Raw genomic sequence first — 8,616 nt, forward strand, 5'->3', positions numbered from 1 at the left:
TTCAGTGGGCCGAACAACCAGCCGGATCCGATAATGCCCCCCAGGCTGGCAAAAATAAGGCCTGAGAATCCTACTTCTCTTTTTAGTTTTTTGACCACGTTGGAAGGGTCCTCCCTGACTAATGAATTCACGCTGTTTGGACTTGATTGGTCTGCGTTGACTTTTTGGTCATTAACACACGCCAAAAAAGAACTTTATGGAACCTGTCAATCCGCGCATCATTTTAATCGTTAGAAAAATTGAATGACCGTAACGCACCAATATGGTGCATTGCTGGCTTGTTTGCACTGAAACTGTCCGAACAGAATGGCATATCTCCACCAAATAGAGAATAAATCACCCAATCGGGTGCAGATTCAGTAGGTGGCATGCTTTATGCAATATCTGTGCTTGATAATTTTCTTCATCACCTAACATGAGGTTCTATTTATGTCATTTGCTTACATCGTACATCTTGCAAATTACTCTGATGGCGTTTTATACGTTTTGATGTTCTTGTTTGTCGTCGAGTTAGCGGTAATTTTCGATCGTGGCTGGTATCTCCGTAATGCCATCAGCAAGGGGAAGAAAATACTGTGGGGAATTTCTAACCAGGGCAAGTTGCGGCGCCCTGACCTGGAAGAACTATCCGGCATGGCCAAGGGCTTACCAGAAGAAGCATTAATTGGTGTCGCCCTGCGTCACTTCAATCTGATTCACCATTATGGCAGCGCCAGGGGGGAAGCTTTTGCGAACCGCTTGGACGAAGCCATTTTCCTGACCACTCCCAGTCTGGATAAACGTTTGTGGATTCTGGATACCATTGTCACGCTGGCCCCACTTTTGGGCTTGTTTGGCACGATTTTGGGGATGTTCCATGCCTTTTCGATACTGGCGGCACCTGGACATGACGCCACTTCGGTAACGGGTGGTGTGGCAGATGCACTCATTGCAACGGCTTCCGGTCTGTTTATCGCGATGATCGGCTTGTTGAGCTTCAATGCGTTCAATAACTCTATTGAGAAAACGATTTTTCAACTGGAGTCACTCAAGTTGGTATTGATGAATCGGTTGGATGGGGCCCCCGTTGTTCTGGAAGAAGGCTTCTCAGCCCAACCGACTAATGCCGTCAGCAAAGTGCCTGCTTAATAAATTGAAAACTTATAGATTATTCGTTTGTTAGGATAAGGAGTTTCCTATGCTACCCCAGCGCCGTCCCCGTAAAAAAGGGCGTGTCGAAATCATCCCGATGATTGATGTCATGCTCTTTCTCTTGGTTTTTTTCATCATGATCACCTTGCAGATGATTACCGATAAAGGACTCAAGCTGCATTTACCCACATCCAGCGAAACGAAAGTGTTACCGCATCCACATTTTGTCTTGAACATTGTTCAGGATGGTAGTGTGGTTGTGAAAGGCAAAAAAATGAGCTTGGACGAACTGCAAAGTTTTCTGGGGGCTGATGGTGACACGAAACATACTCAGGTCACGATTGCAGCAGACAAAATGGTGCCCTTTAAAGACTTTGTACATGTCATGGATGCGTGTCAGAAAGCCGGAGTGACAGGGATAGGAATTGCGGCGAAAGCGACCTGAGCAGTGCAAGTTTTCTGAAGAATATTTCATCGTTGCATGGATCAAAAAATAGGATGTCAGCAGATGGCGAGCATGATCACTGAAAATGGTACTTTTACATTGATGCCCCAACCCAAGGACCACCAGTTCAAATATGCGCTGAGTGCTGCGGTTGCCGTTGAGATTATGCTGGTACTGGGCTTGGTATGGTATGGTCAGACGACGCCCACGCCGCCAGTGATCAAACCCAAGGAGCATGTGATTGCGGTGCAGGTTGTTTCATTGCCGCCGCCCCCACCGAAAGTCATTCCGCAGCCGAAACCTGTACCTCCAAAGCCGGTAGTGCAGCATATAACCCCCCCACCGCCACGGCCTCACCCCCGGGTTGTGATTCCGCCAAAGCCGGTACCGGTACCGACACCGCCCGTAAAAACGGTGACGCCACCTGCACCCAAGCCGGTTCCGGTTCCTCCGGCCCCGCCAGTACCGCCCAAGCCGGTCGTGACGCCGCCACCGCCCGCCCCGCCACCGTTATCGGCAGCGCAGACGGCCTCTTTGATGGGGAGGTACGTGGGATTGTTACGGCCGATGATTCAGCAGAATCTGCATGTTCCCGCAGAGCTGAGGGCAATGGGTTTGAAGGGGAAGGCGACCGTACAGTTTGAGGTATCGCCTTCAGGGAAAGTGCTTTGGGCCAAGATCATTGATCCCAGTCCGTTGTCGGCAGTCAATCGTGCTGCACTGGCAGCCGTAAAGAGCGGAAGTTTTCCCCCATTTCTGAAGAAAATGCCCAAGCAGAACACGATTTTTCAGATACCCGTCGAAGTGGGTGCAAGTTCTAACTAAGACAGGCCAGTTGGAGACATATGATGAGCGATTCCCATTCCATCAGCGCAACCAGAGATAACGAACGCAACAGTACTGCCCCGAAGGTTGCGCTGATCTGGATGGCTGCCACTATGACAGCTTCCAGCCTTCCGGTGGGGGTATTGATCGCGCAAATGTTCCCATTGGCACCCTTTTTATGGGTGGTTCTGCTGGCTTCCTTGCTTTTTTTCGCTGTTGGTATTCTCAGTATTCCGGGTTTTGTGTATGGCATCCCGACCATGGCTATTTCGGCAAGAGTCTTTGGAAAGCCATTCAACAAATTCATTTCATTCAGTAATTGGCTCTCCCAGATTGGCTGGCAGGCGGTGGTGCTGGTTTTGGTGGTTTATATTCTACGTAGTGTGTTGAATACCTATGCATTGGTTTCTCCTGAACAGAGTCTTTATGTCGCACTTCTTATTGCGGTATGTGCCGATTTTGTGGTTCCAATTATTGGTTATAGCGCTATTGTTTCGGCACAAACGGTGGGCGCCTTGTTTTTGGCTTTATTCGCCATCGCTATATTAATTTGGTTACACGGGGGTGAGGCATTAACAACTGTTCCGGCTTCAGGACATTTTAATACGCTACAAGCTTTAGGGGGTATTTCATTGGCGTTGATGGGCGGTGCTTTTTCCTGGACGATGTTTGCTTCGGATTATTCGCGCTATATCCGTCGCGACAGCAGTCTCACCCAAATTGCGCTCTGGCCCAGCTTGGGTGGTTTTGTTGGTGGTGCCCTGATTTTGGCTCTGGCTATTACGCTTTATGTGCATGGTGGGATACAGGTGGGTCCATCAGGGATCACTATTGCGGCACGAGGATTAGGAAATACGTTGTTGTATTTGGGTTTCTGTCTGTTTGCAGTTATGGGTCTTCTCGCCTCAAATTTTTTGAACTCCTACAGTTCTGCATTCAGTTTGGCAGTAGTCGTGGGCAAAGATTTGGACCGCAAGAAATTTACCATCATGGATGCATTTTTGGCAACCCTGGTCGGAATTTATATGCTGTTTATAGCGCCTTCATTTTGGGATTCTTTTCAAACTTTTCTGGATTTGTTGATAATAGTTGCGGCACCTTGGACCGGCATCATGATTGTCTATGTTTTAATGGACGTTGTTCCGGAGGCGCTCCACGGGACTGTGCGTCAGCAAAAATATGGTGCAAATGTGCTTATATTGGGCTTTGGTATTCTAGTTACCATTCTGTTTTCAAATAATCCGTTGTGGGAAGGCCCAGGCGCGCAATGGCTGCATGGGAATGATATTTCCCCACTTCTGGGCGCGGCCACAGGGGTACTGCTGTCTATGCTGTATCGATTTGTCTCAAGACCAGACGAAAGAAATGCTAGGGACGTCAGGGGTGTATGTGCTGTAAAAAGCAAAGCCCCTAATATTGCAGAATGAAGAGTTATAAAAATGATTATTAAAAAATTGTTCAGAGCTTCAATTCTCAATCCGAAAGGACCTGATTCCTCCGACTTCTATGATGATGGTGCACTTTATGTGGAAAACGGTCTTATAAAATCGATTGGAAAGTTTGATGAGATAGCACAAAAAAATAAAGATTTACAACTGATAGAATTAGACGGCGTGGTAATGCCCGGTTTTGTTGATGTGCATCTACATTGGGTGCAGCATCGAGTAAGGGGGCAATATGCAGGAGAATTATTATCATGGTTGAAATCTTATATCTGGCCAGAAGAGGCACGATATATCGACACAGACTTTGCCATAGCGGCGGCCGAACAGTTTTATACTGATCTGTTGCGTGCGGGTACGGTGATGGGAATGAGCTATTCCAGTCCCCATGCTTCAGCAACAGAGATCGCCTTGCAAAAGATGCGCGGGGATTGGATCATTGGTAATGTATTGATGGCCACTAACGCTCCCAATGATTTGACGGATTACAGTTTGCATGATCCGGCTTTGTTAAAAGACTTTATGGCACGTACAGACCGTATTCATTATGCCGTGACACCTCGTTTTGCCCCGAATCTGAGTGCCGCTGCACTTGGTATGATGGGCCAAATTGCCGCAGCGAGTGATGCGTTCATTCAGACCCATCTTGCCGAGTCTAGGGCTGAATTGGCGTGGGTAAAAGAATTGTTTCCGGATGCTGCGCATTATACGGAAGTTTATGATCGTGCGGGATTGCTGACTAAAAAAACCATTCTTGGTCATTGTATCGAAATGTGTGATGCAGAATGGCAGCGTCTGGCTGAGCGTGGTTCATGGGTAGCCCACTGTCCAACCAGCAACGAAGCCCTTGGTAATCGCCGGATGCCACTGGAAAAGTTGCGTGAGTACGATATTCCTTTCGCACTTGCTACAGATATTGGTGGCGGTCCCAGTCATAGTATGTTGCATGTTATGCAAAGATTTTTATCTGTACATCAGGCAGCAGGCATTCCTATTAATGTGCAGGAGGCGCTCTATCGAGGAACATTGGCGGGTGCTGAGGCCATGGGTCGCGATTCCGTTGCTGGGAACTTTATTCCAGGTAAACGCGCAGATTTCATTTTAATGCCCACCATGGACTCCCATGATTCATGGGAGGGCTGGTTCGAGTCCAGTCTGGCAGGCAGTATTTCTGAGCTGGAAACGCGCCCACAAGGAACCTGGTTGTCGGGAGAAAAAGTTGCATAAATCCAAGTCATTTTTTAAATAAGGGAGCGATTAACCAGAATGAATTTTGATCTGAATTCAAAAAAAGTACTTGCTGATTTTGTTCGGGATCTACCCAAGGTCGAATTGCATCTCCATATTGAGGGGACGCTTGAGCCAGAGATGCTGCTTTCCTTGGCTGAACGGCATCGTATCGCCATGCCCTATGCCAATATAGAAGTGGCACGAGCCGCATATGAGTTCGATGATCTCCAGAGTTTTCTTAATGTGTATTATCTGGGCACCTCAGTTTTACGTGAGGAACGTGATTTTTATGAGTTGACGCAGGCTTATATGCAGCGCTGCAAGCAACAGAATATTATTCATACAGAAATATTTTTTGATCCGCAGACGCATATTTCTCACGGTGTCCCTCTGGATGTGGTCATGGGTGGTATACAGCCCGCACTTCGGGAAGCCGAGTTGGAGTGGGGTATCAGTAGTGCGCTGATTCTTTGCTTTGAAAGAGATCGTGATGCAGAGTCGGCGGTTGGTTTGCTCGAAGACGCGCTGCGGATTGGCGGTATTGCAGGTATTGGGCTGGATTCCGCGGAACTGGGTAATCCTCCCCGCAAGTTTCAAGAAGTATTCAAGTTGGCAAAATCTCTTGGGTTGCACCGCGTTGCACATGCTGGAGAAGAGGGCCCGCCCGATTACATATGGGAGGCCTTGGATACACTGGAGGTCGAACGTATTGACCATGGTGTGCGCTGTATGGAAGACCCGCAACTGGTGCAAAGGTTATTGGCGGAAAAAATCCCGTTGACAGTTTGTCCGTTTTCCAATGTGGAGCTCAAGGTGTTTCCGGATTTGCATTCTCATAATCTGGGTGATCTTTTGGCTGCGGGCCTGTCGGCCACTATTAATTCCGACGATCCGGCTTATTTTGGTGGTTATCTTAATGAAAATATTGTTGAGACCATGGATTGTCTTGGTCTTGGTGTAGAGGAGCTGATTGTTTTGCAAAAAAATGCAATAGAGGCCAGCTTTTGCAGTGAAAGCAGAAAACTCGAAATGAATCATCTGCTGGAAGAGTATATCAAAAATTACACGCCTATTTCATGATTTCAGACTTGGAGATGTAAAGTGATTAAGCATATTATTCGTATCAGTATCATATCAATGGCTTGTACGGTGCCCTGGATTGCTAATAACGCACTGGCAGCCGTACCGAGCCTGCCATCAGCTGTAATGAGCCCTAAAGTGATCGTATTGACAGCTTTTCCTCCGGAATGGCATGCCTGGACCACACAAAAGTCTTACCATTATAAATCGTTATCTATTCCTGGATTGTATCGTCCCCTTATTTGCGATCACCAAGGTGTTTGTGTCACAGAGACAGGCGAGGGAGAAATGAATGCAGCAATAACGGTGACAAGTTTGGTCAAGGACCCTGCGATCAATGTGAAAAAAACCATTTTCATTCGTAGTGGAATTGCTGGTGGTGTGGACAAGAAAGAATCTGCCCTGGGCAGTGTTTATATTAATAACTGGATTATTTCCTGGGCATTTGGGCATCATTATCTCAGCGATCAAAAAACGCTGGCATGGGCAGCACCTGGATGCGATGATTATTCAATGCCTGGTAAATGTGCGGATTATACCCAGAATACGCTAGAAAATCTGGCTTACAAGGTGAACCCCGCACTGTTGAATACGGCAGTCAAAGCTTCAGCCAATGTTGAGTTGGCCAATACCAGTGGGGCTATAAAGCTTGATAAGACTTTTAAAGTATCTTTGCGTCCGAAAATAATGACTGGTGCGACGATCACTGGAGATGATTTCTGGATCGGAAAAGAAAATCAGAAAATCGCAGAGCAAATTGTGCACCTTTATACCCATGGTCAGGCCAAATATACCAACACGGCCATGGAAGATCTGGGCGATATTGCGGCACTGTCGCGATTCGGCCTGGCCGATCATTATCTGTCTATTCGGGGTATCTCGGATATTGATGTTCCGCCGCCGGGAGAAACAGAAGAGCAAATATGGAAAACCGGGGATCTTTATGCCAGTAATTTGGCTGAAGAAAATGCAGTACGGGTAACCAAGGCTGTAATTAACCACTTGCTTCATGAGAATTATAAATAGGGTAAATAGAGTGAATAGAATAAGTACCTGCTGTTTTACGGTGCAGGAGTCATATTATGCGTAAATTATTGGAAGCGGCGGGTGAGATGGAAAAGAGAAATTCTCCAAAACGCGTGGATGGCTTGTCCAAAATTACCGGTAAGGCCCTTTATGTGGATGATATTCCTTTAAACGGGGTACTTCATGCTTCGACAATACGCAGTTCATGTGCTGGTGGCGTTGTTGAAGAACTGACTTTTGATCCGACCTTTGATTGGACACCTTTTGTCGTGGTGACAGCACAGGATATACCTGGTCTTAATGCCATTAAAATGCTGGAAAACGACCAGCCTGTGCTGGTGGATCGGGTGTTTCGCCACGCCGGAGAGCCGTTGGCTTTGTTGGCCCACGCTGATCCGGGCATGCTTGAAACGGCCTTACGCCACGTTCATGTCCGCGAGACTCCCTTGGCCCATCCTGTTTTTGATATTGACGAAGCATTGGGTGCAGAAAGCACCATTATTCCAGACAATGTTTATACGGACTATCTCCTGAATAAGGGCGATGTTGAACAGGCACAAAAAAATGCGGAGTGTCTGATTGTAGAGCGTTTGCTGACGCCATCGCAGGAACAACTCTACATTGAACCACAAGGAATGATTGCTGTTCTCCAGGAAGATGGCGTGCTCAGAATAGAGGGTTCCATGCAGTGTCCCTACTATGTGCTGGATGCCCTGGAGCAGTGCACGGGCTTGGACAAGAACAGGTTGCAAGTCGTACAAAGCACGACCGGTGGCGCTTTTGGCGGTAAAGAAGATTATCCCTCCATGATTGCTTGCCACGCCGCCCTGCTCGCGCTCAAGGCCGGAGGGCTACCGGTAAAGCTGATTTACGAACGTGGTGAGGATCTGCGCGTAACCCCCAAACGCCATCCGTCCCGCAGTCTGGTCCGTCTTGGTGCGAATAGTGAGGGTGAGCTCCAGTTCATTGATATGGATTTTGCCATTGATGGCGGTGCCTACCGTACCCTGAGTCCCGTCGTTCTGTCACGGGGGGTTATTCATGCCCCGGGACCGTATCGCTGCGCCAATATCCGCGTCAGAGGCCGAGCAGTGGCGACGAATCACCCACCCTTTGGGGCATTCCGGGGTTTTGGCGCACCACAAAGCATTTTTGCACTGGAAGTGGCAATGGATCGCCTGGCTGCCAAGCTCAATATGGATCCGGCTGAGTTACGGCGGAAAAATTTGCTGCACCGTGGTGATGTCAGCCCGACCGGCGATCTGGTGGGAGAAGACTGTTTTGCGCAAGAAATTCTCGATGAGGCACTCAGAGTAAGCCATTATTATGAACGACAGGATGCATTTCGGGTTTGGAACGCAGCACCACACGATACACTTCGTGGCATTGGCTTGGCGACTTTTGCCCATGGGGCCGGCTTTACGGGTAACGGAGAAT

Annotated in this window: 9 protein-coding genes; all 9 read left to right on the top strand. The window is 48.0% G+C overall.

Features of this window, described 5'->3' with window-relative positions; translation table 11 throughout:
- A partial coding sequence (locus AC2VLY_RS05415) for a hypothetical protein (protein WP_486891952.1) occupies positions 1-234 on the top strand: 234 nt, incomplete at its 5' end.
- 195 nt (positions 235-429) lie between these two features.
- Positions 430-1,128 carry a MotA/TolQ/ExbB proton channel family protein gene (locus AC2VLY_RS05420; RefSeq protein ID WP_486891951.1) on the top strand — a complete coding sequence of 233 codons (699 nt, stop codon included), beginning with the start codon at positions 430-432 and terminating at the stop codon, positions 1,126-1,128.
- 49 nt (positions 1,129-1,177) lie between these two features.
- Positions 1,178-1,576: an ExbD/TolR family protein gene (locus AC2VLY_RS05425; RefSeq protein WP_010641859.1), complete on the top strand. Its 399-nt coding sequence runs from the start codon at positions 1,178-1,180 to the stop codon at positions 1,574-1,576.
- A gap of 72 nt (positions 1,577-1,648) precedes the next feature.
- A complete protein-coding gene (locus AC2VLY_RS05430; protein WP_486891950.1) occupies positions 1,649-2,401 on the top strand; it encodes an energy transducer TonB in 753 nt (250 codons plus the stop codon).
- Positions 2,402-2,421: 20 nt separating this feature from the next.
- Positions 2,422-3,828: a purine-cytosine permease family protein gene (locus tag AC2VLY_RS05435; RefSeq protein WP_486891949.1), complete on the top strand. Its 1,407-nt coding sequence runs from the start codon at positions 2,422-2,424 to the stop codon at positions 3,826-3,828.
- A gap of 12 nt (positions 3,829-3,840) precedes the next feature.
- On the top strand, positions 3,841-5,070 hold the full coding sequence (locus AC2VLY_RS05440; protein ID WP_486891948.1) for an amidohydrolase family protein: 1,230 nt from the start codon (positions 3,841-3,843) through the stop codon (positions 5,068-5,070).
- 39 nt (positions 5,071-5,109) lie between these two features.
- A complete protein-coding gene (locus tag AC2VLY_RS05445; RefSeq protein WP_486891947.1) occupies positions 5,110-6,153 on the top strand; it encodes an adenosine deaminase in 1,044 nt (347 codons plus the stop codon).
- 21 nt (positions 6,154-6,174) lie between these two features.
- The gene (locus AC2VLY_RS05450) at positions 6,175-7,179 is read left to right on the top strand and encodes a phosphorylase family protein (protein ID WP_486891946.1); all 1,005 of its coding nucleotides are present in this window, start codon (positions 6,175-6,177) and stop codon (positions 7,177-7,179) included.
- 56 nt (positions 7,180-7,235) lie between these two features.
- The coding region (locus tag AC2VLY_RS05455; RefSeq protein ID WP_486891945.1) for a xanthine dehydrogenase family protein molybdopterin-binding subunit at positions 7,236-8,616 on the top strand (1,381 nt) is incomplete at its 3' end.

This window comes from Acidithiobacillus sp. TH-A36, assembly GCF_057473445.1.

What these genes read in the sequence shown, in the direction of transcription:
- AC2VLY_RS05420 (WP_486891951.1), top strand. Translation starts at nt 430, where the DNA reads ATGTCATTTGCTTACATCGTACATCTTGCAAATTACTCTGATGGCGTT.
- AC2VLY_RS05425 (WP_010641859.1), top strand. Translation starts at nt 1,178, where the DNA reads ATGCTACCCCAGCGCCGTCCCCGTAAAAAAGGGCGTGTCGAAATCATC.
- AC2VLY_RS05430 (WP_486891950.1), top strand. Translation starts at nt 1,649, where the DNA reads ATGATCACTGAAAATGGTACTTTTACATTGATGCCCCAACCCAAGGAC.
- AC2VLY_RS05435 (WP_486891949.1), top strand. Translation starts at nt 2,422, where the DNA reads ATGATGAGCGATTCCCATTCCATCAGCGCAACCAGAGATAACGAACGC.
- AC2VLY_RS05440 (WP_486891948.1), top strand. Translation starts at nt 3,841, where the DNA reads ATGATTATTAAAAAATTGTTCAGAGCTTCAATTCTCAATCCGAAAGGA.
- AC2VLY_RS05445 (WP_486891947.1), top strand. Translation starts at nt 5,110, where the DNA reads ATGAATTTTGATCTGAATTCAAAAAAAGTACTTGCTGATTTTGTTCGG.